At 75.0% G+C, this 26175-nt stretch carries 23 protein-coding genes, 1 tRNA gene and 1 pseudogene; 11 read left to right on the forward strand and 14 right to left on the reverse strand.

Annotation, left to right across the window (positions count from 1 at the left end):
- Nucleotides 1-56 precede the first annotated feature (56 nt).
- Nucleotides 57-1523 carry a PLP-dependent aminotransferase family protein gene (locus ACA511_RS28280; protein ID WP_375027663.1) on the forward strand — a complete coding sequence of 489 codons (1467 nt, stop codon included), beginning with the start codon at nucleotides 57-59 and terminating at the stop codon, nucleotides 1521-1523.
- A gap of 50 nt (nucleotides 1524-1573) precedes the next feature.
- On the opposite strand, the gene ACA511_RS28285 is transcribed toward ACA511_RS28280, so the two are convergent.
- From ACA511_RS28285 to fdhD, 5 genes are all read right to left on the reverse strand, one after another.
- Nucleotides 1574-2008, reverse strand: coding sequence for a CBS domain-containing protein (locus ACA511_RS28285; protein ID WP_375027664.1), 435 nt, complete (start codon nucleotides 2006-2008; stop codon nucleotides 1574-1576).
- A gap of 103 nt (nucleotides 2009-2111) precedes the next feature.
- Complete coding sequence (locus tag ACA511_RS28290) at nucleotides 2112-3725, reverse strand: phytoene desaturase family protein (RefSeq protein WP_375027665.1); 1614 nt, start codon at nucleotides 3723-3725, stop codon at nucleotides 2112-2114.
- Between the two features lie 87 nt (nucleotides 3726-3812).
- Nucleotides 3813-5591 carry an SDR family oxidoreductase gene (locus ACA511_RS28295; RefSeq protein ID WP_375027666.1) on the reverse strand — a complete coding sequence of 593 codons (1779 nt, stop codon included), beginning with the start codon at nucleotides 5589-5591 and terminating at the stop codon, nucleotides 3813-3815.
- A 137-nt stretch (nucleotides 5592-5728) separates the two neighbouring features.
- Entirely contained in the window at nucleotides 5729-6664 is a 936-nt protein-coding gene (locus tag ACA511_RS28300; RefSeq protein ID WP_375027667.1) for a metal-dependent hydrolase, read from the reverse strand.
- 129 nt (nucleotides 6665-6793) lie between these two features.
- Nucleotides 6794-7606: a formate dehydrogenase accessory sulfurtransferase FdhD gene (gene fdhD / locus ACA511_RS28305; protein WP_375027668.1), complete on the reverse strand. Its 813-nt coding sequence runs from the start codon at nucleotides 7604-7606 to the stop codon at nucleotides 6794-6796.
- A 207-nt stretch (nucleotides 7607-7813) separates the two neighbouring features.
- On the opposite strand from fdhD, the gene ACA511_RS28310 reads away from it, so the two are divergent.
- On the forward strand, nucleotides 7814-8140 hold the full coding sequence (locus ACA511_RS28310) for a DUF4333 domain-containing protein (protein WP_375027669.1): 327 nt from the start codon (nucleotides 7814-7816) through the stop codon (nucleotides 8138-8140).
- A gap of 4 nt (nucleotides 8141-8144) precedes the next feature.
- On the opposite strand, the gene ACA511_RS28315 is transcribed toward ACA511_RS28310, so the two are convergent.
- The 3 genes from ACA511_RS28315 to ACA511_RS28325 form a co-directional block, all read right to left on the reverse strand.
- Nucleotides 8145-8351, reverse strand: a complete 207-nt coding sequence (locus tag ACA511_RS28315; protein WP_375028077.1) for a DUF3099 domain-containing protein — start codon at nucleotides 8349-8351, stop codon at nucleotides 8145-8147.
- Nucleotides 8351-8446 (reverse strand) — tRNA-Sec (locus ACA511_RS28320). Before ACA511_RS28320 ends, ACA511_RS28315 begins: the two co-directional genes overlap by 1 nt.
- A 23-nt stretch (nucleotides 8447-8469) precedes the next feature.
- Nucleotides 8470-10311, reverse strand: a complete 1842-nt coding sequence (locus ACA511_RS28325; protein WP_375027670.1) for an AMP-dependent synthetase/ligase — start codon at nucleotides 10309-10311, stop codon at nucleotides 8470-8472.
- 178 nt (nucleotides 10312-10489) lie between these two features.
- On the opposite strand from ACA511_RS28325, the gene selD reads away from it, so the two are divergent.
- Together selD and ACA511_RS28335 are read left to right on the forward strand one after the other, a co-directional pair.
- Nucleotides 10490-11482: a selenide, water dikinase SelD gene (gene selD / locus ACA511_RS28330; protein ID WP_375027671.1), complete on the forward strand. Its 993-nt coding sequence runs from the start codon at nucleotides 10490-10492 to the stop codon at nucleotides 11480-11482.
- Between the two features lie 113 nt (nucleotides 11483-11595).
- The gene (locus tag ACA511_RS28335) at nucleotides 11596-11871 is read left to right on the forward strand and encodes a GlsB/YeaQ/YmgE family stress response membrane protein (protein ID WP_375027672.1); all 276 of its coding nucleotides are present in this window, start codon (nucleotides 11596-11598) and stop codon (nucleotides 11869-11871) included.
- A 21-nt stretch (nucleotides 11872-11892) separates the two neighbouring features.
- On the opposite strand, the pseudogene ACA511_RS28340 reads toward ACA511_RS28335, so the two are convergent.
- Nucleotides 11893-13977, reverse strand: a pseudogene (locus ACA511_RS28340) (propionyl-CoA synthetase); the annotation flags it as partial.
- Nucleotides 13955-15385, reverse strand: a complete 1431-nt coding sequence (locus ACA511_RS28345) for an MFS transporter (protein WP_375027673.1) — start codon at nucleotides 15383-15385, stop codon at nucleotides 13955-13957. The pseudogene ACA511_RS28340 and the gene ACA511_RS28345, both read right to left, overlap by 23 nt.
- 129 nt (nucleotides 15386-15514) lie before the next feature.
- Here ACA511_RS28345 and ACA511_RS28350 point away from each other — a divergent pair, with 129 nt between their 5' ends.
- The 3 genes from ACA511_RS28350 (at nucleotide 15515) to ACA511_RS28360 (ending at nucleotide 19316) form a co-directional block, all read left to right on the forward strand.
- Nucleotides 15515-16072, forward strand: a complete 558-nt coding sequence (locus ACA511_RS28350; RefSeq protein WP_375027674.1) for a MarR family winged helix-turn-helix transcriptional regulator — start codon at nucleotides 15515-15517, stop codon at nucleotides 16070-16072.
- Nucleotides 16073-16265: 193 nt separating this feature from the next.
- On the forward strand, nucleotides 16266-18074 hold the full coding sequence (locus ACA511_RS28355; RefSeq protein ID WP_375027675.1) for a SelB C-terminal domain-containing protein: 1809 nt from the start codon (nucleotides 16266-16268) through the stop codon (nucleotides 18072-18074).
- Between the two features lie 48 nt (nucleotides 18075-18122).
- Nucleotides 18123-19316, forward strand: coding sequence for an RtcB family protein (locus ACA511_RS28360; protein WP_375027676.1), 1194 nt, complete (start codon nucleotides 18123-18125; stop codon nucleotides 19314-19316).
- 54 nt (nucleotides 19317-19370) lie between these two features.
- On the opposite strand, the gene ACA511_RS28365 is transcribed toward ACA511_RS28360, so the two are convergent.
- The gene (locus tag ACA511_RS28365; RefSeq protein WP_375027677.1) at nucleotides 19371-20192 is read right to left on the reverse strand and encodes an alpha/beta hydrolase; all 822 of its coding nucleotides are present in this window, start codon (nucleotides 20190-20192) and stop codon (nucleotides 19371-19373) included.
- Nucleotides 20193-20335: 143 nt separating this feature from the next.
- Between ACA511_RS28365 and moaA the strand changes: the two genes are divergently transcribed.
- From moaA to ACA511_RS28380, 3 genes are read left to right on the forward strand one after another with little or no spacing between them, the layout of a single operon-like run.
- On the forward strand, nucleotides 20336-21325 hold the full coding sequence (gene moaA, locus ACA511_RS28370; protein WP_375027678.1) for a GTP 3',8-cyclase MoaA: 990 nt from the start codon (nucleotides 20336-20338) through the stop codon (nucleotides 21323-21325).
- A 12-nt stretch (nucleotides 21326-21337) separates the two neighbouring features.
- Nucleotides 21338-21892 (forward strand): molybdenum cofactor guanylyltransferase, encoded by a 555-nt coding sequence (locus ACA511_RS28375; RefSeq protein WP_375027679.1) that lies wholly within the window; start codon nucleotides 21338-21340, stop codon nucleotides 21890-21892.
- 48 nt (nucleotides 21893-21940) lie between these two features.
- Nucleotides 21941-22219 (forward strand): DUF6457 domain-containing protein, encoded by a 279-nt coding sequence (locus ACA511_RS28380; RefSeq protein ID WP_375027680.1) that lies wholly within the window; start codon nucleotides 21941-21943, stop codon nucleotides 22217-22219.
- A 72-nt stretch (nucleotides 22220-22291) separates the two neighbouring features.
- Here the strand turns inward: ACA511_RS28380 and ACA511_RS28385 are convergent, their stop codons facing one another.
- Nucleotides 22292-22531, reverse strand: a complete 240-nt coding sequence (locus ACA511_RS28385; RefSeq protein ID WP_375027681.1) for a hypothetical protein — start codon at nucleotides 22529-22531, stop codon at nucleotides 22292-22294.
- Between the two features lie 80 nt (nucleotides 22532-22611).
- Here ACA511_RS28385 and ACA511_RS28390 point away from each other — a divergent pair, with 80 nt between their 5' ends.
- Nucleotides 22612-24039 carry an MFS transporter gene (locus ACA511_RS28390; protein WP_375027683.1) on the forward strand — a complete coding sequence of 476 codons (1428 nt, stop codon included), beginning with the start codon at nucleotides 22612-22614 and terminating at the stop codon, nucleotides 24037-24039.
- Here ACA511_RS28390 and ACA511_RS28395 read toward each other — a convergent pair.
- Complete coding sequence (locus ACA511_RS28395) at nucleotides 24036-25358, reverse strand: FAD-dependent oxidoreductase (protein WP_375027684.1); 1323 nt, start codon at nucleotides 25356-25358, stop codon at nucleotides 24036-24038. The genes ACA511_RS28390 and ACA511_RS28395 overlap by 4 nt on opposite strands.
- On the reverse strand, nucleotides 25348-26148 hold the full coding sequence (locus tag ACA511_RS28400; RefSeq protein WP_375027685.1) for a tryptophan 2,3-dioxygenase: 801 nt from the start codon (nucleotides 26146-26148) through the stop codon (nucleotides 25348-25350). Before ACA511_RS28400 ends, ACA511_RS28395 begins: the two co-directional genes overlap by 11 nt.
- Nucleotides 26149-26175 lie beyond the last annotated feature (27 nt).

Here is a 26175-nt window from a genome sequence, read left to right on the forward strand (position 1 = left end):
ACTTTGGCGGCAACTGGACTGGTCTTGGTAGGGCCAATTATGCGAAAGTGGCTTGTATGAGCACCCGTTATGTGAGCGGCCCGAACCTGGCCCGGCTGCTGGGGGACGTGCCGCGCGAGCGCCCCGTCTACGCCTCGCTGGCCCGGTCCGTGCGCGGCCTCGTCCTGGACGGGCGGCTCGCGCTGCGGACCCGGCTGCCCGCCGAACGGGACCTCGCCGCCGCCCTCGGCGTCAGCCGCACCACCGTGACGGCCGCCTACGACCGGCTCCGCGACGAGGGCTACGTCGAGAGCAGGCAGGGCGCGGGGAGCTGGACGGCGCTGCCCCCGGTGCGGATGTCGGCGGAGCACCGCCGCACGCCCCCGCCCGGCGGGCGGTTCGGCAAGGCCCACCCCGCCCCGGACGACGGGTCCTTCATCGACCTCGGCTGCGCCACCCCCGGCGCTCCGGCGATCTTCGACGAGGCCGTCGCCGCCGCCGTCGAGGAACTGCCCCGCTACAGCTCGGGACCCGGCTACGAGCCCGCCGGGCTGGCGTGCCTGCGGCAGGTCGTCGCCGACGGGTACGCGGCGCGCGGCGTGCCGACCCGCGCCGACCAGATCGTCGTCACCACCGGCGCGCAGCAGGCGTTCACGCTCCTGACGCATCTGCTCGTGGAGGCGGGCGACGCCGTCATGGTGGAGCGCCCCACCTACCCGCACGCGCTGAGCGCGCTGCGCCGCCGCGGCGCCCGGCTCGTCCCGGTCGGCGTCAACGAGGGCTGGGACGTCGAGCTCGCCGCCGGCGCGATGCGGCAGGCCGCCGTCCGGATGGCGTACACGATCCCCGACTTCCACAACCCGACGGGCCTCCTCATGGGGGCCGAGGACCGGGCCGCGCTCGTCGACGCCGGCCGCCGCGCCGACGCGTTCCTCGTCGCCGACGAGACGTTCGCCGACCTCGCCCACGACCTCGCCGCGCCGCGCGAGGCGCCGCTCGCGGGGTACGACGCGGGCGGTCGGGTCATCACGATCGGGTCGGCGTCCAAGCTGCTGTGGGGCGGGCTGCGCATCGGCTGGATCCGCACGACGGCGCCGCTCGCCCGCCGCCTCGTGCTGGCGCGCGAGCCGTTCGACATGGCCAGCCCGGTGCTCGACCAGCTGATCGTCCGGGAGCTGCTGCTGCGGGTGGAGGAGGTCCGCGCCGAGCGCGCGGAGACCCTGCTGCGCGGCCGGGACGCGCTCGCCGGGGCGCTGCGCGAGCTGCTGCCCGGCTGGGAGTTCCGGCTGCCCGCCGGGGGCATGTCGCTGTGGGCGCGGATCGGCGCGCCCGTGGCGACGGCGCTGGCCGAGGCGGCCGAGCGGCTCGGCGTCCGGGTCGTCGCCGGGCCGGTGTTCGGCGCGGACGGCGTGCTGGAGGACTACGTCCGGCTGCCGTACGTGCTGCCGCCCGGCGCGCTGCGCTCGGCCGTCGAACGGCTCGCCCTGGCCCACCGGGAGGTCCAGGCGGCCCCGGCCGCCCGTCCCCTCCCGGCCTACGTCTGACCGGCCCGTCTCCGACCCGGCCCTTCTCTACCTCGGGCGGGGCCGGCGCGTCAGGGCGCGCCCTGGATGTATCCGACGAGGTGCTCGCGCTCGCTCTCCAGCTCGTCGATGGCGCTCTTGACGACGTCGCCGATGCTGACGATCCCGGCGAGCCGGCCGTCCTCGACGACGGGCGCGTGCCGGAACCGGTGCTCGGTCATGGTGCGGCGCAGGTCCTCCACCTTGTCGCCGGGGCCGCAGCTGCGGACGTCCGCGGTCATGATGTCGGAGACGGGACGGTCGAGCAGCGCGGCGCCGCGGTCGTGCAGCCGCCGCACCACGTCGCGCTCGGACACGATCCCGGCGATCGACGTGCCGTCGGGCGAGACCACCACCGCCCCGATGTTGTGCTCCGCCAGGACGGCGAGCAGTTGCCGCACGGTGGCCTCGGGCAGGACCGTGGCCACCGTGTCTCCCTTCCGCCGAAGGATGTCGCGAATCCGCATGCCTCACACTCCGGTGCCGGTCGCCGGGTCGTCGCCGCCCGGTCGTTCCTGTCAAGGTCGCATGTTCCGGCCCGGAGGAAAACCCCGTGGCGGCCAAAACCGGCTACGGGGCCAGCAGCCGGCCGAGCGCGTTGAGGGCGGGGGTGAGGACGCGGCCCCCGGGGCCCGCGTGGGCGAGCGCGGCGCGGGCGGCGTTCGCCCCGCAGGCGCCGTGGACGCCGCCGCCGGGATGCGCGGACGCGGACGCCAGGTAGAGGCCCGCGATCGGCGTCTCGGCCCGCCCCAGGCCGGGGACGGGGCGGAACACGAGCTGCTGGTGGATCAGCGCCGTCCCGCCGTTGAGGGCCCCGTTCACCAGGTTGGCGTCGTGGTCCTGGAACGCGGGCGGCGCGGTGACGCGGCGGCCGGTGATCCGGGCGCGGAAGCCGGGCGCGAGGCGCTCCACGACGTTCTCCAGCCGTTCGGCCATGGCGGTCCGCTCCCGCTCGTCCCAGCCGCCGGTGATGCCGTCGGGGCCCGCGTCGGCCCTCACCCGGTGGGGGACGTGGGTGTAGGCCCAGACCGACTCCGTCCCGGCGGGGGAGCGGGCGGGGTCGGCGGTCGTCATCTGGCCGAGCAGCGCGAACGGCTCGGACGGGACGCGGCCCGTCGCGAGGTGCGCGCTGTAGTCGGTCAGCGCCGCCATGCCGGGGGAGAGGTGGACGGTCCCGGCCCGCGCGGCGTCGGGGGACGACCAGGGGACGGGGCCCGACAGCGCCCAGTCGACCTTGAAGGTGGCGTGGTCCCAGTCGAAGCGCCGCATGTCCGCGCGCAGCGCGCCGGGCAGGTCGGCCCAGCCGACCAGGCCGCCGTAGAGCGCCGGCGCGGACACGTCCGCGAGGACGGCCTTCACGGCGCGCACCGGCTCCCCGGACGCGGTCCGCACGCCGAGCGCCCGCCCGTCCCGGACGACGACCGACGCGACCGGGGTGTCGCAGCGGACCCGCCCGCCCCGCGACTCCAGCCGCCGCACGAGCGCCGCCGTCAGCTCGCCCGCGCCGCCCTCGGGGACCGGCCAGCCGTGCCGCTGGCCGATCATGGCGAGCAGCCAGGCGAACACCGACCCGGCCGTCGACTCGGGGAACATGTCGGTGTGCAGCGCCGACCCGGCGAGCAGCAGCCGCCCGCCCGGCCCGGTGAACTCCTGCTCGCCCAGCGTGCGGACGGGCGTGAGCAGCGACCGCACGGCGCGGAGCCCGCCCGCGCGGCGCGCCGACACCGCCAGCGGCAGCGCCGCCCGGATCGGGGGGAACGGGGTGAACAGGGCGCGCAGGACGTCCTCTCCCATCTCGTCCCACAGCGCGCAGAGCCGCAGCCATGCCGCGCCGTCGCCGGAGCCGAGCGCTTCGAGGTTCGCCGCCGTCGCGTCGCGGTCGCGTTCGAGGACGGCGCAGCGCCCGTCCGGCAGCGGATGGGCCAGGACGGCCGGCGCGTGCCGCCAGCGCAGCCCGTGCCGTTCGAGGTCCAGCGCGCGCATCGCCGGGGACGCCACGCCGAGCGGGTAGAACGCGCTGCACAGGTCGCTGACGTAGTCGGGGTGCACGCCCCGGTCGCTGCGGACCGCGCCGCCCGGCTCGGGCTGCGCCTCCAGGACCTCCACGTCCCAGCCCGCGTCGGCCAGCATGTTGGCCGCGACGAGCCCGTTGTGCCCCGCGCCGACGACCACGGCGTCCGCCATGCGGCCTCCCCTCCCCGTCCGCCCGGATGATCACCCTACGGGTACCCGGGCGGCCGGTGTTCAGTGCGGAGCGGCCGGTACCGGGGGTCAGCGGGGGTTGAGGCGCGCCAGCAGCCGCAGCGCGCCCGGCGCGGCGCGGGACGCCAGGAGGCTCAGCCGCGCCTCCGGCGTGACGGGGACGACGGCGCGGTCGTTCCGGACGGCGGCGACGATCCGCTCCGCGACGCGCTCGGGCCCGTAGCCGCGCCGGGCGTAGGCCCGTGCCGCGCGCTCCCGGCTGCGCGCCTCCCCGTCCGTGTCCTGGCCGACGAAACGCGACGCCCGGGTGATGCCCGTGTCGACGATCCCGGGGCAGATGGCGCTGACGCCGATGCCCTTGCCCTTCAGTTCGGCGCGCAGGCATTCCGACAGCATCAGCACGGCCGCCTTGCTGGTGGAGTAGGCGGGCAGCACGCGGGACGGAGTGAACGCGGCGGCCGACGAGGTGTTGACGATGTGGCCGCCCTGCCCGCGCTCCACCATCTGCCTGGCGAAGAGCCGTGAACCGTGGACGACGCCCCACAGGTTGACGTCCAGGACCTTGCGCCAGTCGTCGGCGGAGTGGTCGAAGAAGGATCCGGCCATGCCGATGCCCGCGTTGTTGACGACGACGTCCGGCACCCCGTGCTCGTGCAGGACGGCCTTGGCGAAGCCCTCCATCGCGGCGGGGTCGGACACGTCCACCTGGAAGGCGTGTCCGGCCGGGCCGGTCAGGCCCGCGAGGCCGGCGGTCCGCTGGGCGGTCTCCAGGTCGAGGTCCGCGGCGACGATCTCGGCGCCGCGTCCGGCGAAGGCGAGGGCCGTGGCGCGGCCGATGCCGCTGCCCGCGCCGGTGACGACGACGAGCGAGCCGTCGAACGGCCGCCGCTCCGGCCGCACCCGCGCCCGGTCCAGGGCGCGGGCCTCGGCGGCGGTGAGCGGGCCGCCCCGGACGCCCGCGATGTGCTCGGTGACCCAGCGCGCGACCACGCCGGGGTGGCTGCGCGGCACCCAGTGCCCGGCGGGGACGGGACGCAGCGACAGGTGGGGGACGCGCCCGCCGAGGCCGCCCACGAGGTGCGGCGAGACGAACAGGTCCTTCGTGGGGACGATGACCTGCGTCGGCACGTCCGTGCGCCGGTCGGCGGGCCGGCGCAGCCGCCGCACCATGTTCGCCCGGTACAGCCCGACGCCGGCGGCGGCGTCGCGCGCCATCGTGCGCGCCGGGTGGCCGGGGCGCGGCGCGACGCCCTCGCCCACGGCCAGGGCGCGGGTGAACAGCTTGGTCAGCCCGCCCAGCCACAGCAGCTCCGGCAGGAGCGGCGTCTGGAAGAAGTAGATGTAGGTCGACCGCGCGGCCTGCCCCGCGGCCCGCCTCAGGTTGGCCGGCGTGGGGCGGGCGAGGTTGCGCCGCATCCAGTGGCCGACGTGGTCCAGGCACGGCCCGGAGATGGAGGTGAAGGACGCGAAGCGGTCCGGCATCGTGCAGGCCGCCTCCCAGCCCTGGATCGATCCCCAGTCGTGCCCGACCAGGTGGACCTTCCGCTCGGGCGCGGTCGCGTCCAGCACGGCCTTCATGTCGGACATCAGGTAGTCGAACGCGTAGCGCCGCCGTCCGAACGGCCGGGACGACGCGCCCGCGCCGCGCACGTCGTACCGGACGACGTGGAACCGCTCGGCGAGCAGCGCGGCCACCTCGTCCCACACCGCGTGGGTGTCGGGGTAGCCGTGGACGAGCAGCACCGTCGGCCGCGACCGGTCGCCCTGCTCGTAGACGGCGAGGTCGACGCCGTCCCCGCGGACCCGGCGCCCGCCGACCAGAGGAACCAGGGCCGCTTTATTAGACATCTTGGTAATAAATCGCCGAATCGTCCCGGGGTCAAGGGGACGCGGCGTGAGCCCCGCCACGGAGACGCCCGAGGGCCCGTGCGAAGCGGCGGTACGGGCCCTCGGGCGGGGTCTCGCGGGACGGGCCCCGCAGGCGGCTAGTACGGGTCGTAGCCGGCCGCCTTCGCGGCGGGCGACCGCATCAGGTAGTCCAGCGCGGCGGGGGTCGAGCACACCTTCGAGGGATGGTGGTTCGGCCTCAGGTAGACGGGCGCCTCGCCGAGCAGCAGCTTGAAGATCCCGGGCACGTGCCCCAGCCGGACCGACCGCCGGTACGACCGGTACACGCGCAGCGGCGTCACCCGCTTCGTGATGGTCGGGTCCTGCTTGAGCAGGTACAGCGACCCGCCGATCAGCGCCCAGTACAGGAAGAACAGCGAGACCACCCAGGCCGCGACGCGCGTCGGGTAGCGGCCGCCCATGGCCTTGTACACGTCGAACACCACCGACCGGTGCTCGACCTCCTCGGCGCCGTGCCAGCGCAGCAGGTCCAGCATGGTCGGGTCCACCCCGGCCTTCTCGAACCGCTCGTTGTCCATGATCCACTGGCCGAGCACGGCGGTGTAGTGCTCGATCGAGGCGACCGCGGCCAGCTCGAAGCGCAGCCGCCGCCGCCACGCGCGCGGGTTCCGCTCCTTCAGCGCCGCCATCTGCGCGGGGCGCTCGGCGTTGCCCTTCGCCGCCGCGTCCGTGATCTTGGAGACGTCGATCCCGTTGGTCTCCAGGATCTGGTCGAGCACCCCCTGGTGCGACCGGGCGTGCACCATCTCCTGGCCGATGAACCCCTTGATCTCGTCCAGGAGGCGCGCGTCCCGGATGTGGGGGCGGGCGTCCTTGACGCACTGGACGAACCACTTCTCGCCCTCGGGCAGGACGATGTGGAACGAGTTGATGATGTGGGTGGCGACGGGGTCGCCCGGCACCCAGTGCAGCGGGGTTCCCGACCAGTCGAAGGCCACCCGCCGCGGCTTGATCGGCGGGTGGCGCTCGTCGATGCCGGACACCGGTGCGCCGCCAGTCAGGGGCCTCGTCATGCCGTCCTCATTTCCGCGCGCGCGTATGCCATCGGGGGAGCAGTCAACTCCTGCGGGGCCCGCGGTTTCTTGCGGGCGATCCAACAAGTTACCGCTTGGTTTTCAGTCTGTGATGACAAGTACGGCCCGTCACAGGGCGATACGCTCCGCTCCCGCGTAAACGTTCATGGTCTCACCGCGCAGGAAGCCGACCAGCGTCATCCCGGCGTCCTCGGCGAGTTCGACCGCCAGCGAGGACGGCGCCGACACGGCCGCGAGCACCGGGACGCCCGCCGCCATCGCCTTCTGCGTCAGTTCGAACGACGCGCGCCCGCTCACCATCAGGACCGTCCCGGTGAGGGGCAGCCGCCCCTGCCGCAAGGCCCACCCGACCACCTTGTCGACCGCGTTGTGCCGCCCGACGTCCTCCCGCACGGCGAGCAGCCCGCCCCCGGCGCCGAACAGCCCGGCCGCGTGCAGCCCGCCCGTCCGGGCGAAGACCCGCTGCGCCTCCCGCAGCCGCTCCGGCAGCACCGCGAGCACGTCCGGCGCGATGCGCACCGCATCGGCGGCCACCTCGTAGGGCCGGTCGGCGCGCAGCGCCTCGATGCTCGACTTCCCGCACACGCCGCACGCGCTCGTCGTGGTGAACGCCCTGGTCATCGAGTCGTCCGGCGGCGGGACCCCGGGCGCCAGCGTCACGTCCAGCGTGTTCTGCTCGACCGTGTCGGCGCAGTACCGCATCGCCGACAGGTCGCCGGCGCCCGCGATGACGCCCTCGGCCGCCAGGAAGCCGGCGACCAGGTCGAAGTCGTGCCCCGGCGTGCGCATCGTGATCGTGAGCGGCTTCCCGGCGACGCGGATCTCCAGCGGCTCCTCCACCGCGAGCGTGTCGGGCCTGCGGCCCCGCGCCCCGGTCGTGCTCAGCCGCAGCACGGGCCTGCGCACGGTGATCCGCCCCATAGCCGTGACGGTACCCCGGATACCCGTGAGTAACGAAAAGTTCGGACCGTTCTGTCCCTTTCCTGGTCCTTTTTCGTGCGGGACGGGGCGCCCTGGTGCCCGGGTCGTCCGGGTCGCGAGCATCGGAACGTGCCGGACGCGCCCCACGGGGACCGGGCCGCGGCACCGTACGAACGCACACCGAACAGACGGGGAGCAACGACACCGATGCGCAAGTTCCTGGCCGTACCCGCCCTTCTCGGCGCCCTGGCGCTGACCACCGCCGCCTGCGAGGTGACCAAGACGGTCTCCGCCGCAGACGTGGAGGAGCAGATCGTCGCCAAGTTCAGCGGGCCCTTCGACGACGGCGGCATCGGGCCGGCCACCGCCGAGTGCCCGGAGGACCTGAAGGGCAAGATCGGCACCGTGATCGAGTGCACCGTGCGGGACGCCAAGGGCGGCACCTACCCGCTGATCGTCACGGTCACCTCCGTGGAGGGCGACCAGGTCCGCTTCAACATGAAGGAGCCCCCGCAGCCCAAGGGCGGCGAGTAGCGGCTCAGTCGCGGCGGTCGATGTTCCAGTTCGCCACGATCGCCGCGAACGGCGGGATGACGAGCGCCACCGCCGACATCACGAGCGCGGCGGTGTGCGACCAGTCCCGCACGACGGCCCACGCCAGCACGAACAGCGTGAGGCACGTCCCCATCATGACGCCGTAGGCGATCTTCCGCCGCCGCGCCGGACGATCACCTGGCGGGCGGATGGCGGAGGCGTACGGGAATCGAACCCGCCGTCCCGAGATCCTCGGGACCGTCGGCTTTGAAGGCCGGGGAGGCCACCAGGCGCTCACACGCCTCCACCGGTGATCTTAGTCTCCGTACTCAGGACTCGTAGAGGGAGTCGATGTCGGGCGAGTACTTGGAGTGGACGACGCGGCGCTTCAGCTTGAGGGTCGGGGTCAGCTCCTCGCTCTCGGCGGTCCACTCGGCGGGCAGCAGGCGCCACTTCTTGACCTGCTGGACGCGGGCGAGGCGGGTGTTGGCGTCCTCGACGGCGCGGGCGACCTCCTCCAGGACGAGGGGGTGGTCGGCGAGGGCGGCGAGGTCGGTGGTGTCGATGCCGTGGGCGGCGGCCCAGACGGGGGCGACCTCGCCGTCGAGGGTGATGAGGGCGACCACGTAGGGGCGGCGGTCGCCGAAGGCGAGGGCCTGGCCGACGAGCGGGTGCTCCTTGAGGTGGTTCTCGATGAGGGACGGGGCGATGTTCTCGCCGCCCGCGGTGATGATGAGCTCCTTCTTGCGGTCGACGACGGTGAGGAAGCCGTCGGCGTCCAGGCGGCCGACGTCGCCGGTGTGCACCCAGCGGTCGGCGTCGATGAGCTCGGCGGTGGCGTCCGGGCGGTTCAGGTAGCCGGGGGTGCAGGTGGCGCCGCGGACGAGGATCTCGCCGTCGTCGGCGAGCTTCAGCTCGACGCCGGCGAACGGGCGGCCGACGGTGCCGAGCTTGAAGGAGTCGGCGAGATTGGCGGTGATGGCGCCGGTGGTCTCCGTCATGCCGTAGGCGTCGAAGATCTTCAGGCCGAGGCCGGCGAAGAAGCGGGCGACCTCGACGGGGAGGGGCGCGGCGGCGCTGGAGGCCTGGCGGACGCGGTCCAGGCCGAGGAGGGCGCGCATCGGGGTGAGCACGGCCTTGTCCGCCGTCTCGAACGCGGCGGTGATCTCGGGGGTGAGGGTGTTGCCGTGCTCCTGGGCCGTCACGTAGGCGCGCCCGGCGCCGAGGGCGGCCTGGACGGCCCGCTTCCTGGTCTCGTCCTGCTCGGCGGACAGGACGGCCTGGATGCCCGCCATGATCTTCTCCCAGACGCGGGGCACGCCGAAGAAGGAGTGCGGCCGCACCTCGGCCAGGACCGTGGTGAGCTGGGACGGGTCGGGGCAGAAGTGGATGTGGGAGGCGAGCCGGACGGGCAGGTAGTAGCTGAGGACGCGGTCGGCGATGTGCGCGAACGGGAGGTAGGAGACGCCGGCCGGGTGCTCGGGCAGCACGGAGCTGCGCTCGACCATCTCCGCCTCGTGCAGCACCATCGAGTGGGTGATCAGGACGCCCTTGGGGTCGCCGGTGGTGCCGGAGGTGTAGAGCAGGGTGACGGTGTCCTCGGGCTTGACGGCCCGCCAGCGGCGGTCGATCTCGGCCGGGTCGGCGGCGAGCCGCTCGCGGCCGAGCGCGGTGAAGGCGTCCCAGCTCAGGTACCGGTCGCCGGACGGGCAGGCGGCGGCGTCCACGACGATGATCGTGCGGAGCTCGGGGAGCCGGTCGAGGACGGGCCGCCAGCGGTCGAGCTGGTCCTTGCCGTCCAGGACGGCGTACTTGGCGGAGCAGTGCCCGGCCACGAACGCGACCTGGTCGGGCGCGAGCGTCGCGTACACCGTGGTCGGGACGCCGCCCGCGTGCACGGCGCCGAGGTCGGCCAGCACGTGCTCGGACCGGTTCGGCATCATCAGCGCCACGACGTCCCCGGCCGCCAGGCCGAGGGCGGCGAACCCGGCGGCCGTCTCCAGCGCGCGGGTCCGGGTGTCGGCCCAGGTCAGGGTCTTCCATTCGCCGTCGACGCGGTCCGCGTAGGCGGGCCGGCCGCCGTGCTCCGCCGCGGTCGCGGCCAGGCTGGTGCAGATCGTCCGGCCCTCGACGGCCCGGTCGAGTTCGGCCTGCTCTTCCCGAATCCCCATGTCGCCCCTTGAAGTAAGTGATGACTTGCAGAAGGGGAATCGCATCATGCCGAACGAGGTTCGGGCAAGCGTTTCGCGGACTTCCGCGCTGGTCGGGCGGGATGTTCGCCCCTCGGTGACCGCATCCGTACTGTCCGTTTCTTGATCATTTGTGTTCGTTGTGCGTTAAATCTTGCAGGTGACCCGCCTCGCCCCCGTGGCCCGCCTGACGCAGTACGCGCACGGCGGCGGCGACGCGTGCAAGATCCCGCCCGGGATGCTGGAGCGGGTCGTGACCGGCCTCACCGGCGGCGGCGACGCGCTGCTCGTCGGCGGGCCGGACGGCGACGACGCGGCCGTGCTGCGGATCGACGGCGGCCGGGCCGTGGTGTCCACCGCCGACTTCTTCACCCCCGTCGTCGACGACGCCTACGACTGGGGGCGCATCGCCGCCGCGAACGCGCTCTCCGACGTCTACGCCGTCGGCGGCGAGCCGCTCATGGCCGTGAACCTGCTCGGCTGGCCGGTCGACACGCTGCCCGCCGAATTGGCCCGCGAGGTGCTGCGCGGCGGACGGGACGTCGCGGCCCTCGCCGGCTGCGCGATCGCGGGCGGGCACAGCATCGACGATCCCGAGCCCAAGTACGGGCTGGCCGTCACCGGCCTCGCCGACCCGGACCGGCTGCTGCGGCTGAACGCCGGCCGCCCCGGCCTCCCGCTGTCGCTGACGAAGCCGCTCGGCCTCGGCGTCCTCAACGCCCGGCACAAGGCCACCGGCGAGGTGTTCCCGCACGCCGTGGAGACGATGACGCGCCTCAACGCGGACGCGGGGGTCGCCGCCCTGGAGCGCGGCGCCGCGTGCGCCACCGACGTCACCGGCTTCGGCCTGCTCGGCCACCTGTACAAGGTGGCGCGGGCGAGCGGCGTCACGGCCGTCGTCGACGCCGCCGCCGTCCCCTACCTGGACGGGGCGCGGGCCGCCGTCCGGGACGGCTTCGTGCCCGGCGGGACGCGGCGCAACCTGTCGTGGGTGTCCCCGCACACCGAGTTCCGCCGGATCACCGAGGAGGAGCGGCTGCTGCTGGCCGACGCGCAGACCTCCGGCGGGCTGCTCGTCGCCGGGGAGATCCCGGGCGCGCCCGTCGTCGGCGAACTCGTCCCGCGGGGGCGGCACACGCTCGTCGTCCGCTGACGCCCCCGGCCGTGCGAGGCCGCGCCGTGCCCGGCGGCGCCGTGTCGCCGTCCGGGAGGCGGGTAGGGCCCGGGGGACCCGGTCCCGCCGGGGCGGGGAGTTGAGGAGCGCACATGACCATCACGGGGCTCGCGGCCGCCGTCGTCCTGGGCGCGGTGATCGGGGTCCTCGGGCGGCTGCTCGTGCCCGGCCGCCCGGACATGCCGGTCTGGCTCCTGATGGCGGCCGGCGTCGTCGCGGCGTTCGCCGGGACGGGCCTGGCCCAGGTGTTCGGCGTCGGCGACGGCGGCTGGAGCCCCTGGGAGACGGTCCTGCAGATCGTCCTCGCGGCGATCGGCGTCTGCCTGGTGGCGGCGCTGTGGCCGAAGCGCACCGGCCACCGCCCCTAGCGCGGCCTCCAGGAGCCGCGTCTAGGAGCCGCGCAGGACGGGACGCAGGTCGTCCAGCACGTCCGGGTCCTCGATCGTGGACGGGACGGTCACCTCGCGGCCGTCGGCGATGCCCCGCATCACGCCCCGCAGGATCTTGCCCGAGCGGGTCTTCGGCAGCGCCGGGACGATCGTGACCTGCTTCAGCGCCGCGACGGGCCCGACCTGCTCGCGGACCATCCCGACGAGTTCGGCGGCCAGTTCGCCCGGCTCGGCGAGGACCCCGCTCTTGAGGACGACGAGCCCGCGCGGCACCTGCCCCTTCAGCGCGTCGCCGACGCCGATGACCGCGCACTCCGCGACGGCCGGGTGGGAGGAGATGACCTCCTCCATCGTCCCGGTGGACAGCCGGTGCCCCGCCACGTTGATGACGTCGTCGGTGCGGCCCATCACCCACACGTAGCCGTCCTCGTCGATGTGCCCGCCGTCGCCCGTCAGGTAGTGCCCGGGGAACTTCGTCAGGTACGACTCGACGAACCGCTCGTCGTCCTGCCACAGGGTGGGCAGCGTGCCGGGCGGCAGCGGCAGCCGGATCGCGATGTCGCCGTCGTCGCCGGGCCGGACGGGCCCGCCGTCCGGGCCGAGGACCCGCACGTCGTAGCCGGGCACCGGGACCGAAGGGGAGCCCGCCTTCACCGGCATCGGCTCCAGCCCGCGCAGGTTCGCCACGATCGGCCAGCCGGTCTCGGTCTGCCACCAGTGGTCGACGACCGGCCGGTCCAGGATGCGCGACGCCCACCGGTAGGTGTCGGGGTCGAGGCGCTCCCCGGCGAGGAACAGCGTGTCCAGCGCGGACAGGTCGTGCCCGGCGAGCAGCGCGCCCTCCGGGTCCTCCTTCTTGATCGCCCGGATCGCGGTCGGCGCGGCGAACAGCGCCTTCACCCGGTGCTGCGCGGCGACGCGCCAGAACGCGCCCGGGTCGGGCGTCCCGACCGGCTTGCCCTCGTACAGGACGGTCGTGCAGCCGGTGAGCAGCGGCGCGTACACGATGTAGGAGTGCCCGACGACCCAGCCGACGTCGGACGCGGCCCAGAACACGTCGCCCGGCCCGACGCCGAACACGTTCTCCATGGACCAGCGCAGCGCCACCGCGTGCCCGCCGTTGTCGCGGACGACGCCCTTGGGCCGCCCCGTCGTCCCCGACGTGTACAGGATGTAGAGCGGGTCGGTGGCGGCCACGGGCACGCACTCGGCGGGATCGGCGGCGGCGACCGCCTCGTCCCACTCCACGTCCCGCGGCCGGACGAGGTCGGCGTGCAGCTGCTCGCGCTGCCGGATCACGCAGCGTTCGACCTTGTGCCGGGCCAGGTCCAGCGCCTGGTCGAGCAGCGGCTTGTAGGGGACGATCCGGCCCGCCTCGATCCCGCAGGACGCCGACACGACCGCCTTGGGTCGCGCGTCGTCGATGCGGACGGCCAGCTCCCGGGCCGCGAACCCGCCGAAGACGACCGAGTGGACCGCGCCGAGCCGGGCGCAGGCCAGCATCGCGATGACCGCCTCGGGCACCATCGGCAGGTAGATGACGACGCGGTCGCCGCGGTCGACGCCCTGCGCGCGCAGCGCCCCCGCGAACCGGGCGACGAGGCGGGTCAGCTCGCGGTAGGTGTAGCTGCGCACGGTCCCGGTGACGGGGCTGTCGTAGATCAGCGCGGCCTGGTCGCCGCGGCCCTCCTCGACGTGCCGGTCGAGCGCGTTGTCGCACGTGTTCAGCTCGCCGCCGGTGAACCACCGGTAGAACGGCGGCGCCCCGTCGTCCAGCACCCGGTCCGGCGGGACGAGCCAGCGGACGTCGCGGGCCGCCAGCCCCCAGAAGCGGGTCGGGTCGGCGATGCTGCGTTCGTACGCGGCCGCGTAGGCGCCCATGTCGTCCTCCCGGTGGCGGGCCCCCGGCTGTCGCTCCGCGGCCCTGTGCGATCCGTGGCACTGGTCTGCGCTGAGGCCCGGTTCGCGATTCGGGCCGCACCCCCTATAGGGCATGGCGAGGGGCCCGTTCGTCAAGGGCCCGCGCCGCCCGGCCCGCGCGCCGGCGCCTCCGGCGGGCCCGTCAGTCGGGGTGCCGGAGGCCGTGCGCGACGGCGATGAGCGCGGCCACGGCCGCGCCGGCCGCGACGATCCAGAAGCACAGCTCGTACGCGGCGAGCGTGGGGACGTCCGTCCCGCCGACGACCTGCCCGGCCAGGATCGTGGCGGTGACCGCGCCCGCCACGCTGCCGCCGGTGGTGCGGACGAGCGAGTTGATCCCGCTGGCGATGCCGCTCTGGTCCATCGGGACGTGCTGGACGGCGAGCGTGCCGAGCGCCGCGTAGGCGATCCCGAACCCGATGCCCTGGATGGCGCTGAACGCGAGCATGTCGTACACGTGCGAGTTCGACACCGCCAGCCACGCGTAGCACAGCCCGGCGAACGCCGACCCGGCGGCGAGGGTGTAGGCGGGCCCGAGCCGCGCCGCGATCCGCCCGGCCAGCGCCGAGAACACCAGCATCGTGACGGTGCTCGGCAGCATGTAGAGGCCGACGTCCAGCACCGACCCGTCCAGCCCGTACCCGACCTCCGCGGACGGCGCCTGCACGAACCCGGCGATCAGCGTGAAGGCGGCGAACATCGAGAAGCCGAGGAGCGCCGACACGATGTTGGCCGAGAGGGACCGCGCGCCGACCAGCAGGTTCAGCCGCACCAGCGGCTCGCGGACCCGCATCTCGACGGCCACCCATGCGGCGCAGAGCGCCGCGGCGGCGCCGAACAGGCCGAGGACGCCGCCGGACGTCCAGCCCCACGCGTTGCCCTCGCTGATGCCGAGCAGCAGGCAGACGAGCCAGGCGGCGAGCAGCGCGGCGCCGGCGAGGTCGGGCCTGCCGCCGGCCCGGGCGCCGGTGTCGCGGGCGCAGACCGCGACGAGCGCCAGCGCGGCCGCGCCCAGCGCGGCGGTGATCCAGAACACCGGGTGGTGGCTGTCGGTGCGGGCGGCGATCAGCCCGGTCACGATCATGCCGGCGCTGCCGCCGACGCCCATGGTGGCGCTGACGATGCCGATCGCCGTGATGATCCGCTCGCGCGGGAAGACGTCCCGGATCATGCCGATCGCGAGGGGGATCATCGAGGACGACACGCCCTGCATCGCGCGCCCGGCGATGAGGACCGGGAGCGAGCCCGACACCGCGCAGACCACCGACCCGGCCACCAGCAGCACCAGCGCGAGGACGATCATCCGCTTCTTGCCGTACATGTCGCCGAACCGCGTCAGCACCGGGGTGGCGACCGCGCCGGCCAGCAGCGACGCCGTGAAAACCCAGGTCACGTCGGTGATCGAGGCGTCGAAGCGGTCCATGAACTGGGGCAGCAGCGGCAGCACGAGGGTCTGCTGCACCGAGACGACCATCCCGGCCGCGGCGAGCGCGAGCAGGGTGCGGCCGGTGCGCGCGGCACCCGCGGGCGGCCGCCCGGCCGCCGTGCGCGCCGTGGCCTGGGCGCCGGTCATGCGAACCTCCCCGATGCGGGCGATCGCGCCCGCCGGGGGGTTCCGGCCGCGCGGCGCCGTCCGCTGTCCTGCACGTTTCCGTACTTACTTACTTAAGTTAAGTAAGTGTAGAGGGGTAGGGTTCTCGCCATGTCGCCAGCGGTGCCGCACGGCCCGGCCGAGGCCGGGACCGCCGAGATCGAGCGGGCGCTCAGCCGGGTCGCGCACATGCTGACCCGCGCCCGCCAGCACGACCGGACGGTCGCCGCCGCCGGCGTCCCGGTGGAGCGCGCGGCCGTCCCCGTCCTGCGCGCCCTGGCCGACGGCGGCGGGCCCATGCGGCCGGGGGAGCTGGCCGCCCGGCTGGCGGTGGAGGCGCCGCACGTCACCCGGCAGGTGCAGCGGCTGGAGCGGGCCGGCTACGTCGAGCGGGTGCCCGACCCCGCGGACGGGCGGTGCCGGCGGATCGGGCTGAGCGAGTCCGGGCGGGCCGCGGTCGAGAGCATCCGCGCGGCCGGGCGGAACTGGATCGCCGACGCGCTCGCCGGGTGGACGCCCGCCGACCGCGAGCGGCTGGCCGGGCTCGTCCACCGGATGGTCGACGACTTCGCGGCGCACTCCGACGGCTTCGCGGCGCGCACGGGCCCGGCGGGCGCGGGCGGCGCGGGGGCGGCGGAACCGGGCGACGCCCGTTCCGGACGCGACTGAACCGGTGATGATTTCTGGTCGTTTGTGGTTTACATGAGGTCAGTGCGACGTTCCGCGCCGGGACGCGGGCCGACCGGGTTTTGCGCGGGGCCCCGGCGTCCCTAGGGTTGCCTTCCGTGGACCTTCGTCTGCACAACCCCCGCGAAGCATTCCCCCGCACGGCCCTCCGCGCTCCGGCCCGGAAAGGCCGCTGATGCAGGTCGTCACCACCGCCGGACACGGTGGGCACGGCAAGTCGGCGCTCGTGCGCGCGCTCACCGGCAAGGAGCCGGGCGAGGCGGGCGCGTGGACGGCGCTGCCCTCGGGGCGGCGCGTGGCGTTCGTCGACGTCCCCGGCGGCGAGCGCTCCGTCCCGGCCATGCTCGCGGGCGCCGCGTCCGCGCCCGCCGCCCTGCTCGCCGTCGCCGCCGACGAGGGGTGGATGCCGCAGACCGGCGAGCACCTGGACGCCCTCGGCGCGCTCGGGGTCCGGTTCGGCGTCCTCGCGGTCACCAAGGCCGACGCCGCCGACTCCCGGCTCGCGCTGCGCCAGGTCCGCGAGCGGCTCGCCGGCACCGCGCTGCGCGGTGTGGAGGCCGTCGCCGTCAGCACCGCCACCGGCGCCGGCGTGGACGAGCTGGCCGCCGCCCTCGACCGGCTCGCCGGCCGCCTGCCCGTGCCCGACCCGGCCGCCCCGGTGCGGCTGTGGGTCGACCACGCCTTCACGGCCGGGCGGCAGACCGTCGTCACCGGCACCCTCGCCGCCGGGACGGTCGCGGTGGGCGGCGAGCTGCTCCTGATGCCCGCCGGGGACCGCGTCCGCGTCCGGACGATCGGCTGCGCCGGCGAGCCGTGCGACACGGTCGGCGGCGTCTCCCGGGTCGTGCTGACGCTCCGCGACGCGGGCCGCGTGGACGCCGGCATGGCCCTGGTCACGCCCGGCGCCTGGACCCACACCACCTCCGTCGACGTCCGCACCCGGTTCGGCGAGGCGTCCGGGCGGCTGGCGCGGCAGCTGACGCTGCACCTCGGCAGCGCCGCCGTCCCGGTCCGGCTGCGGCCGCTCGGCCCCGACACCGCCCGGCTGACGCTGAACACCCGGCTCGCCCTGCACCTCGGCGACACCGGCGTCCTGCGCGACCCGGCGCGCCGCTCGATCGCCGGGGTGAGCGTCCTGGACGTGCGGCCGCCGACCCTCGTGCGCCGCGGCGCGGGCGCGGCCCGCGCGCGGGAGCTGGCGTCCTGGCCCGACCGGCCGGACGGCACGATCGTGCTGAAGCGGCACGGCGTGCTGCGGCGCTCGGAGCTGTCGCTGATGGGCTGCGCCCCGCCGCCGGACGCCGTCGCGCTGAACGGCGAGTGGGTCGCCGACCCGGCGCACTGGTCGTCGCTGTTCGAGCGCCTCGCCGCGGAGACGTCCCGGCACGCGGCGGGGAGCCCGCACGCGCCGGGCATCCCGCTGGAGACCGTCCGGCTGCGGCTCGGCCTCCCGGCCCGGCAGCTCGTCACCGCGCTCGTCCGGCCGCCGCTGCGGGTGGACGCCGGACGCGTCTACGGGCCCGGTCCCGCGCCCGGCCCCGAGCCGCGTCCGGCGGCGCCCGCCGCGATCGCCGCGGCGCCGCCGCCGCCCTGGACGCGGGCCGTCGAGCTGCTCCGCGCCGACCTCGCGGACGCGCCGTTCGCGCCGCCGTCCGCCGAGCGCCTCGGCGAGCTGGGGCTCACCGGCGAGCTGCTCGCCGCCGCCGAGCGCGCCGGCGCCGTCCTGCGCATCCCCGGCGACGAGGAGGGCGGCGAGGCGGACATCGTCCTGGCGCCGGGCGCCGACCGGGAGGCGCTGCGCGTCCTGGACGGCCTGCCGCAGCCGTTCACGCCCGCCCAGGCCGCCGACGCCCTGGGCACCGGCCGCCGCGTCGCCGTCGCCCTGCTGCGCCACCTGGACCGGCTGGGCCTCACCGAGCGTCGCCGGACGAACGGTGATGAACCCCGCCAGGACGGGGAAAACCAGTTGAACGACGACCGGTGACTCTGGCCTCATAGACCGCGGTCCGGTTCCGTCGATCAAGGAGAAGGCATGCCGTACCAGACGCTCAAGGGCGGCCGCGTTCCCATCCGGATGTGGACCGACCCCGACACCGTCGAGGACATCGCCCTCGACCAGCTCCGCAACGTCTCCGCCCTGCCGTGGGTGGAGGGCCTCGCGGTGATGCCCGACGTCCACTACGGCAAGGGCGCCACCGTGGGCTCGGTCATCGCGATGAAGAACGCGGTGTCCCCGGCGGCCGTCGGCGTCGACATCGGCTGCGGGATGACCGCGGTCAAGTCGTCGCTCACCGTCGACGACATGCCGGACGACCTGTCCGGCATCAGGCACCGGCTGGAGCAGGCGATCCCCGTCGGGCGCGGCTCGCACCGGACCGCCGTCGACCCGTCCGCGCTCCCGAACCTGAAGGAGCGCGGCTGGTACGAGTTCTGGAGGCAGCTCGACGACCTGCACCCGGCGGTCCGGGCCCGGCACGGCCGCGCCCGCCAGCAGATGGGCACGCTCGGCGGCGGCAACCACTTCCTGGAGCTGTGCGCGGACGGCGAGGGCGCGATCTGGCTCGTCCTGCACTCGGGGTCGCGCAACATCGGCAACGAGCTGGCCGAGCACCACATCGAGGCCGCCCGCAAGCTGCCCCACAACCAGGACCTCCCCGACAACGACCTCGCCGTGTTCATCACCGGCACCGCCAAGATGGACGCCTACCGCCACGACCTGTTCTGGGCGCAGGAGTACGCGCGCCGCAACCGCGCCGTCATGATGGCGCTCGCGCAGAACGTCGTGACCAGGCGGTTCGGCGAGAGGCTCTGCCGGTGGGGCGAGGTGATCTCCTGCCACCACAACTACGTGGCGGAGGAGGTGTACGGCGGCGAGGAGCTGCTCGTCACCCGCAAGGGCGCGATCCGGGCGGGCCGCGGCGACCTCGGGATCATCCCGGGCTCGATGGCGACCGGCACCTACATCGTGCGCGGCCTCGGCAACGAGACCGCGTACAACTCCGCCTCGCACGGCGCGGGCCGCAGGATGAGCCGCAACAAGGCCCGCAAGAGCTTCACCGTGGACGACCTGATCGAGCAGACGAAGGGCGTCGAGTGCCGCAAGGACGGCGGCGTCGTCGACGAGATCCCGGGCGCCTACAAGGACCTGGAGACGGTGATCGCCGCCCAGTCCGACCTGGTCGAGGTCGTCGCCCGCCTGCGCCAGCTCGTCTGCGTCAAGGGCTGAGCGCCCGCCGCCTCGTCCCCGTCGCCTCCTCCGCTGACCGGCGCCGCCCGCCGGTCAGCGGAGGCGGTCGATGAACGCGGTGACGTCGGCGAGGACCTCGTCGCGGTTGGTCTCGTTGAAGACCTCGTGGCGGGCGCCGGGGTAGAGCCGCTCGGTGAGGTCCTCGCCGCGGATCGCCTCGATGCCGGCGCGTGTGTCGGCGGGCCGGACGAGTTCGTCGGCGGCGCCGTGCACGTACAGCGTGGGCAGCGCCCCGACGGAGCCGTGCTCGCCGACGCGGCGGAGCGCGGTGTCGAGGGCCTCGATCGTGGGCTTCCTGAACGGGCCGTGCCAGATGAGCGGGTCCTCGCTGTACGCCTTGCCGACGGCCGGGTCGCGGGACAGCGTGGACGTGTCGATCGGCGCGTCCGGCATCTCGTCCAGGGGGAGCAGCTCCGCGACGACGTGCCAGCGGCCGAGCACCGGCCCGGACAGCACGAGGGCGGCGAGGCCGCCGCCGTGCAGCTGCGCGTACCGGGCGGCGATCAGCCCGCCCATCGAGTGGCCGATCATGACGACGGGCAGGCCGGGGTGGTCGCCGCGCGCCGACTCCACGACCGTGTGCAGGTCGGCGACGACGTCCTCGAAGTCCTCGATCAGCACGCGGTCGCCGGCGGAGCGGCCGTGGCCCATGTGGTCGGGCCCGCAGACGACGGCGCCGTGCCGGACGAGGACGTCCGCGACGTGGTCGTAGCGGCCGAGGTGCTCGCCGTAGCCGTGCGCGAGCACCGCGACGTAGCGCGGCTCCCCGGACCGCGGAGAGCCCCCGTCCGTCCAGATCCGGGCGGTGACGGCGCCCCGCGTCCCGGCGAACTCCCACTCGCGTACCGTCGTCACTCCGGCCTCCCTCTCTCCCGGCAGAACGTAACGGTCCACCGTGATGCGACGAATCGTCAACCACCGCAATAGGCTGGTGTGACCGACCGCAACCTCCGGCGGGCCACAAGCCCGGTGCCGCCGGCCGGCAGGAAGGGGCGCCAGTGCTGGTCGACACATTCGGCCGTACCGCGACGGACCTGCGGGTCTCGCTCACCGACCGCTGCAATCTGCGGTGCTCGTACTGCATGCCCCCCGAGGGGCTGGAGTGGCTGCCCAAACCGGAGCTGCTCACCGACGACGAGGTGGTGCGGCTCGTCGGCATCGCCGTCCGCGACCTCGGGGTCACCGAGGTCCGCTACACCGGCGGCGAGCCGCTGCTGCGGCGCGGACTGCCCGGCATCGTGGCGCGGACGGCCGCGCTGTCCCCGCGCCCCCAGATCTCGCTGACCACCAACGGCATCGGGCTCGCCCGGCTGGCCGCGCCGCTCGCCGAGGCCGGGCTCGACCGGGTGAACGTGTCCCTCGACACCCTCGACCGCGGCACGTTCAAGCGGCTCGCGAACCGCGACCGGCTCGGCGACGTCCTCACCGGCCTCACCGCCGCGCGGGCGGCCGGGCTCGAACCCGTCAAGATCAACGCGGTGCTGATGCGCGGGATCAACGACCACGAGGCGGTGCCGCTGCTGCGGTTCTGCCTGGAGCACGGCTACCGGCTGCGGTTCATCGAGCAGATGCCGCTGGACGCCCAGCACGGCTGGACCCGCGAGAACATGATCACCGCGGACGAGATCCTGGACCGGCTGTCCGCCGCGTTCGACCTGGCCCCCGACGGCGAGCACGACCGGGGCAGCGCCCCCGCCGAGTCGTTCGCGATCGGCGGCGGCCCGGAGACGGTCGGCGTGATCGGCTCGGTCACCCGTCCGTTCTGCGGCGCCTGCGACCGGGTGCGGCTGACCGCCGACGGGCAGATCCGCAACTGCCTGTTCGCCACCGAGGAGTCCAACCTCCGCGACGCCCTGCGCGGCGGCGCCGACGACGCCGAGCTGGCCGACCGCTGGCGGCTGGCGGTGCGGGCCAAGCGCGCCGGGCACGGCATCGACGACCCGTCGTTCCTGCAGCCCGGCCGGCCCATGTCGGCGATCGGCGGCTGACGGGCCGGGCCGATGGGATACGACGCCGTCCTGCTCGCGGGCGGGCGCGCCCGCAGGTTCGGCGCCGACAAGCCGGCGGCGCCGGTCGGCGGGCGCGCGCTGATCGAGTGGACGGCCGCCGCCGTGCCGGACGCGTCCCGGCTGATCGTGGTGGGGCCGCGGCGGGACGTCCTGCCGGGCGCCGTCGTCGTCCGCGAGGACCCGCCCGGCGCCGGGCCGGTGCCCGCGCTGCGCGCCGGGCTCGCCGAGGTCCGCGCGCCGCGGCTGGCGCTGCTGGCCGCCGACATGCCGTTCCTGCGCCCCGCCCACGTCGCCCGGCTGCTGGAGGCCGCGGGGGACGGGCCCGGCGCCGTGCTGCTGGACGAGGCGGGCCGCGCGCAGTGGCTCGCCGGCTGCTGGCGGTCCGACGCGCTGCGGGCGGCGCTGGACGGCCACCGGGGCGCGTCCCTGCGCGGCCTGCTCGGCCCGCTGGAGCCCGTCCCGGTCGCGGTGCCGGCGGGCACGCGTCCCCCCTGGTTCGACTGCGACACCCCCGAGGAGCTGGCCGCCGCCGAGCGCCTGCTCTGAGCGTGGGAGAGTGGGCGGGGAAGTCGGCACACGCGCGAAGGGGGACCCATGTCGGTGCTGGAGGAGTGGATCGACGCGACCTGCCGCGAGCTCGGCCTGGAACGCGGCGACATCGACCAGAGCCTGATCCTCGACCTCGCCCGCGACGTCGCGCACGGGGTCGCGCGGCCGGGCGCGCCGCTGACGGCGTACCTGCTCGGCCTCGCGGTCGGCCGCGGCGCGCCCGCGCGGGACGCCGCCGCCCGGCTGACCGAGATGGCCGAGGGCTGGAAGCCGGAGCCCGAGGTGCCCGGACCGGCCGGCGAGCCCGTCCTCGACGACGCCTAGCCAGGACGCGGGCCAGGGCGCGGGCCAGGGCGCGGGCCAGGGCGCGGGCCAGGGCGCGGGCCAGGGCGCGGGCTAGGACGCGGGCGGGGCGTCGCGGTCGGCGACCGGGACGACGTCCTTCAGGAAGTCGCGGCGGGACAGGAACGCCGACAGGCTCTCGCGGTGCTCGTCGCAGGCCAGCCAGATCTTCCGCCGGTCCGGGGTGTGGATCTTCGGGTTGTTCCACCGCAGCGCCCACACGGCGTCGGCCCGGCAGCCCCTGGCCGAGCACAGCAGTTCGTCGGGTCCGGTCGCCGGTGCGGAGTCGGTCATCGGGCAACTGTGGCACAGCCGCCCGCCGGGAACGCTCCCGGGCCGCGTTTCGCCGGGTGATCCCCGGATAGGACCCCGCCGTGCACAAGGCCGCGGACGCACCGGACCCGGGCTGGGACCGGCGGCGCCGATGGCGGGCGCTCTCGGTCTGCCTGGTCTCGGCGTTCATGACGCTGCTGGACGTCAGCATCGTCAACGTGGCGCTGCCCTCGATCCGGGAGGGGCTGCACGCGTCCGAGGCGCAGCTGCAGTGGATCCTGTCGGGGTACGCGCTGACGTTCGGCCTCGTCCTCGTCCCGGCGGGGCGGCTCGGCGACGCCCGCAGCCGCCGCGCGGTGTTCATGTCGGGGCTCGCGCTGTTCACGGTGGCGAGCGCCGGGGCCGGGATCGCGCCGACGATCCTGCTGCTCGTCCTCGCCCGGCTCGTGCAGGGCGTCGCGGGCGGCATCCTCAACCCGCAGGTCGCGGGCCTCATCCAGCAGCTGTTCCAGGGCGCCGAGCGGGGCCGGGCGTTCGGCGCGCTCGGCGCCGTCATCGGGATCGCGACCGCGGTGGGCCCGCTGCTCGGCGGCGGGCTGATCGCCGCGGGCGGCGCGGCGGAGGGCTGGCGGTGGGTGTTCTACGTCAACGTCCCGGTCGGGGTCGTCGCGCTGTTCCTGGCGTGGCGGCTGCTGCCCGCGCCCGTCTACGGGGAGCGGCAGGGCCTGGACCCGCTCGGCCTGCTGCTGCTCGGCGGGGGCGTCGTGTGCGTGCTGCTGCCGTTCGTCCAGGAGCAGCAGTGGCACGGGGGCCGCAAGTGGCTGCTGCTCCTCGCGGGCGCCGCGCTGCTCGGCGTGTTCGTCGCGTGGGAGCGCCGCGCCCGGTCCCCGATGATCGACCTGGCGCTGTTCCGGCTCCGCTCCTACACGCTGGGCACGGCGATCGCCCTGCTGTACTTCGCCGGGTTCACCGCGATCTTCTTCATCTTCACCCTCTACCTGCAGAACGGCCTCGGCTACAGCGCGCTCGGCGCCGGCGTCGCGATCACGCCGTTCGCGGTCGGGTCGGGGCTCGCCTCGGCGGTCGGCGGGCGGATCGTGACGCGGTACGGGCGGCCCCTCGTCGCCGCCGGGCTCGTCCTGGTGCTGATCGGGCTCGGCGCGACGCTGGTCGCCGTGGAGCTGAGGCCCGGCGGCGGCGTCGCGTGGGCGACGGCGGGGCCGCTGCTGGCCGCGGGGCTCGGCAGCGGCCTGGTCATCGCGCCCAACCAGACGCTGACGCTGTCTGAGGTCCGCTACACCGAGGGCGGCAGCGCGGCGGGCGTCCTGCAGACCGGCCAGCGGGTCGGCACCGCGATGGGCATCGCCGCCGTCGGGGCGGTGTTCTTCGCCACCTTGGCGGGCACGCACGGCGACTGGGCGGCGGCGTTCCGGCACGGGCTGGTCGTCGTCCTCGGATTCGTGCTGGCGGCGCTGGCGGCGGCCGCCGCCGACCTGGCCGCGGGCCGCCGCGAGCGCCGCCGGGGCTAGCGCCGGCGCGCGGCGCGGACGGCCAGGCCGAGGAGGGCGGCGCCGCCCCCGGCGGCCACCGCGCCGAGGACCAGGTTCTGCCGCCTGATCCGGGCCGGGATCTCCGCGTACGGCAGCGTCGAGAACGACACCAGCTCGTAGCGGGAGACGTACCGCCCGGCGAGGCGCCGCTCCAGGACGTGCGTCGCGGCCTGCCTCGCCCGGTACACCGGGGACGACACCCGGTCGCGCATCTCGACGAAGTTGTCGAGGGACAGCTCGGCGATCGCGTCCGTGTTGGCCTTGCGCCGCTCCTGGTACAGCGACAGCGCGCGGCGCCAGTCGCCGCCCGTCTCGGTCAGGCACCGGTCGATCTCGATGCAGTCCTCGAAGGCGCAGTTGGCGCCCTGCCCGAAGAACGGGACGATCGCGTGGGCGGCGTCGCCGAGCAGCGCCACGATCGCGCCGTCGCCGTACCGCGTCCACGGCCAGGCCCGGACGGTCACCAGCGACCCGGTCGGGTTGCGGGCGTAGTCGTCGGCCAGGCCGGGCATCAGGCCCGCCACGTCCGGGTAGTGCTCCGCGAAGTGGGCGGCGACCCTCGCGGGCGTGTCGAGCGCCTCGAAGTCGCCCTTCGGCCAGAACAGCGTGCAGGTGAACGACCGGTCGAGGTTCGGCAGCGCGATCATCATCGAGGTGCCGCGCGGCCAGATGTGCAGCGCGTCCGGGTCGAGCGCGAACTCGCCGTCCCGGGGCGGGACGGTCAGCTCCTTGTACCCGTGCTCCAGGAAGTCGGCGTCGTGGTCGAACCCGAGCGACCGGCGGACCGCGCTGTAGGCGCCGTCCCCGGCCAGGACGACGTCGGCGGGCTCGGCGGCGGCGCCCTCCAGCAGGACCGCGCCGGCCTCGGTGTCGACGCCGGCGACGCGCTGCGAGAACCGGAGCGTCACTCCGGGCGTGGCCTCGGCGGCGTCCAGCAGCGACCGGTTCAGCTCGGCGCGGCCGATCGAGTTGATGGCGCGCCCGCCGTCCGCGCTGTACGGCTGGAAGTTCCGCGCGCCCGGCAGCGGGTGCACCATCCGGCCGTGCATGGGCAGCGCGTGCCCGAGCGCCCGCTCGCGCAGCCCGACCCGCTCCAGCGCGGCGAGGCCGCGGGCGGAGACCGCCAGGTTGATCGAGCGGCCGCGCTCGGCGCCCGCGGCGCGCGGGTCCGGGCGCCGCTCGTACACCGTGACCGGGACGCCGCGGCGGCCCAGCAGCACGGCGAGCAGGCAGCCCGCGAGGCCCGCGCCGACGATCGCGACCCGCTCGCCGCCCGCCGGGCCGCCCTCACCCGTCATGGGCGCTTCCCGGCTCGGTCTGCGAGCGGACCTCCCACAGGTCGGGGAAGGCGGGGGCGAACAGCGTCCGGCGCAGGTAGTCGGCGCCCGCCGACCCGCCGGTGCCGATCTTCGCGCCGATCGTCCGCTCGACCATCTTCAGGTGCCGGTAGCGCCATTCCTGGACGCCCTCGTCCACGTCGACGAGGGCCTCGCACACCTCGGCGGCCGGGCCGGACTCGTCCGCGTAGACGGCGAGGAGGGCCTTCTGGACGCCGGCGTCCGGCTCCCACGGCGCGGACGGGTCGCGGTCGAGCGCCTCCGCCGGGACGTCGAACCCGTGGTCCGCCAGGTAGCGGAGCAGGGAGTCGAAGACCGACGGGCGGGACACCGCGGCGCGGAGCCGCTCGTCGTCGCGCAGCACGGACGCGGGGAACGCGCGCCGCCCGAGGGCGGCCTCGATCTCGCGGAACTGCTCGCTCTGGAACCCGCTGGAACTGCCGAGGACGTCGCGGAACGCGGCGAACTGCCGGGGCGTCATCGTCTCCAGCACGTCCAGCTGCCCGACCACGGTCTTGAGGATCTTGGCGATCCGGCGGGCGGTGTGCAGGGACCCGGCGCTGTTGCCGTCCTCCAGCCGGCGCTGCAGCAGCGCGGCCTCGTGCAGGATCTGCTTGAACCAGAGCTCGTAGACCTGGTGGATGATCACGAAGAGCAGCTCGTCGTGCGCCCGGGTCTTCGGCTCCTGGCAGGAGAGAAGATCGTCGAGCCGCAGATAGCCGCCGTACGTCATTGTCGGCGAATCCGCCATCATGCCTCCTTGCGACATAACGGGTGT

The sequence above is a fragment of the Actinomadura sp. GTD37 genome (assembly GCF_041951365.1).
Classification (GTDB): Bacteria; Actinomycetota; Actinomycetes; order Streptosporangiales; family Streptosporangiaceae; genus Spirillospora.